2 protein-coding genes are annotated in these 1949 nt (G+C 58.7%); both read right to left on the reverse strand.

The features are described 5' to 3' along the window. On the reverse strand, positions 1 to 1229 hold a 1229-nt coding region (gene tssI, locus ACP7EE_RS27565; RefSeq protein ID WP_426238165.1), incomplete at its 3' end, for a type VI secretion system tip protein TssI/VgrG. Between the two features lie 130 nt (positions 1230 to 1359). Next, positions 1360 to 1875 (reverse strand): Hcp family type VI secretion system effector, encoded by a 516-nt coding sequence (locus ACP7EE_RS27570; protein WP_426238167.1) that lies wholly within the window; start codon positions 1873 to 1875, stop codon positions 1360 to 1362. Positions 1876 to 1949: the final 74 nt, after the last annotated feature.

Below are 1949 nucleotides of genomic sequence, written 5' to 3' on the forward strand. Positions count from 1 at the left end.
CTGGTTTTGTCATCGGCTTGGCCTTCGCGGTCCCAGTGGAATTGGACTTTGACGCGGCCGTACTGGTCGCAGTGGATCTCTTCACCTTTGGGGCCGGTGACCACGGCGCTTTGGCTGCCGAGGATGCGTGGTTTCGGGTGATTGAGCGGCGGGCGATTGGGTACGTCCCATGGCGTGGCCTGGAAACGGTTGCGGTAGCCCTGATGGAAATCGTCTTTCAGTGCGGTGGTGTCGCTGGTCACCGACTCTTCCAGCACTTGCGGCTGTTTGCCTTCGTGCAGGATTTCGGTGAGCAGCCACAGGTCGTTCCACTTGGCTTTTGGGTGTTCGGTCAGCGCGAGAAAGTGGCCGCTGACCAGCAGTGGCTGATCGCTTTTGCCTTCGGCGAGCTGGAAGTCGCTGCGGTGGCGTTCGAGGGCGCGTTTGGCCAGGTGTTTGCCGCGTTCGCGGTCGATGAAACGGCCCGGATAGTCGTAGTCTTCGAGGTCGGGCAGGGCGTCGCCACGGTTTTCGCTTTCGAGGGTGATGCGCGGTTTTTCGAAGTCGTAATCGCGGCGCGTGGTGCGGCTGGTGCGGGTTTCCAGGCGCAGGTCGAAGCGCTTGATCACCGGGTCGCTGGCGACCATGCCGGAGTCTTGCTGGTAGGCCACAGGCTTGAGTTTCGGGAACACCGTCTGGTCATCGCCGAAAATCAGTTTGTGCGCCGTGACGCTGTGCTGAAAGTGGTAGTGAATACCTTCTTCTTCGCACAGGCGCTGGATGAAATGCAGGTCGGATTCGTCGTACTGCACGCAGTAGATGCGCTCGGGGTAGATCGAACCGGTCTGGAAGGCGTAGGCGTTGCTTTGAATGCCGTGTTCTTCCAGCACCATGCCGATGATTTTCGGCACCGTGAGGTTCTGGAAAATCCGCTGATTGACCCGGTGCGCCAGGTACGACAACTGCGGGCGCAGGGTCACGGCGTAACGCGTCAGGCGCTTGCCGGAATCGCCTTGCGCGGCGCGGTAGATCTGGCCGTGAATGCCGCTGCCGTCGGGCGACAGCTGCAAAAAGGCCGGTTTGTGCAGCAGGGTTTCGAGGTCTAGCGACGGCTGCTCACTGACCAGCTCCACCTCGAACACAAAAGGCTGGCTGATGGCTTCCCGGCCTTGCAGGGAAAACACCTGAAAGTCGGCGGAAAGACCTTCAATGGTCAGAGCAAAATGGGTTTCATTGGCCGGCGCGAACATCCCTTGTTCCTCGTGCTTACAGCGGCGCTCGTCGACCACCGCAAAGCGGGTCAACGTACGCGAAATTCTGGAGGGGCGTAAACAACATCGACCAGCAGAGCTGGCCGATGTGTGAAGCGATCAGCCGTAATTAAACGACTGGAGCACGCCAGTCATCGGAACCCGAAGTACCGGATACTTCGTGGGTCCAGGTGATTTTGCGGTAGGTGAACTGCACTTCTTCCAGGTGGGTGAAGTGCGAGTTGCCTGGATCCTGGCAGTTGTGCATTTTGTTGTTGATGGCGACGATGATCGCGTCTTCCAGTTTGGTGGTGTAGTAGTGCTCTTGGGTACCTTGAGCTGAAGTACGGAACCACTGGATAACGATTTCGCTCATGCGCTCGCCCGAAGTCAGAGCAGCTTGCAGCAGTGGCGAAGCCTTGTCGTAGACCTTGGTGATCACAACTGGCTTGTGCACGCGCTGACCGGTTGGTTGGCCGGATTGCGGGTCACGCGGGATGATTACGTCGTGGTTGAACGCCTGAACCATGACCTGGTCTTCGTGACCTTCCTGGTAGGTGTTGCCAACGGAGTCAGCGGTGAAAGCGCCGGCAGTGATCAGACCTTGTTTTTCGCCGGTAACCGACATGTACGCTGGTGTAGCCATGGGTGTGCTCCTTGCTGAAATTGAGAGTGCCCGGAGGCGAAAATCGCCCGGTGGGTGGCTGAACTGTTATCAAG

This window comes from Pseudomonas sp. TWP3-2 (assembly GCF_049897765.1).
Taxonomy (GTDB): Bacteria; Pseudomonadota; Gammaproteobacteria; order Pseudomonadales; family Pseudomonadaceae; genus Aquipseudomonas.

Bases quoted from the DNA above. Each gene is read 5' to 3' on its own strand.
- ACP7EE_RS27570 (WP_426238167.1), bottom strand. From the start codon at position 1,875: ATGGCTACACCAGCGTACATGTCGGTTACCGGCGAAAAACAAGGTCTG.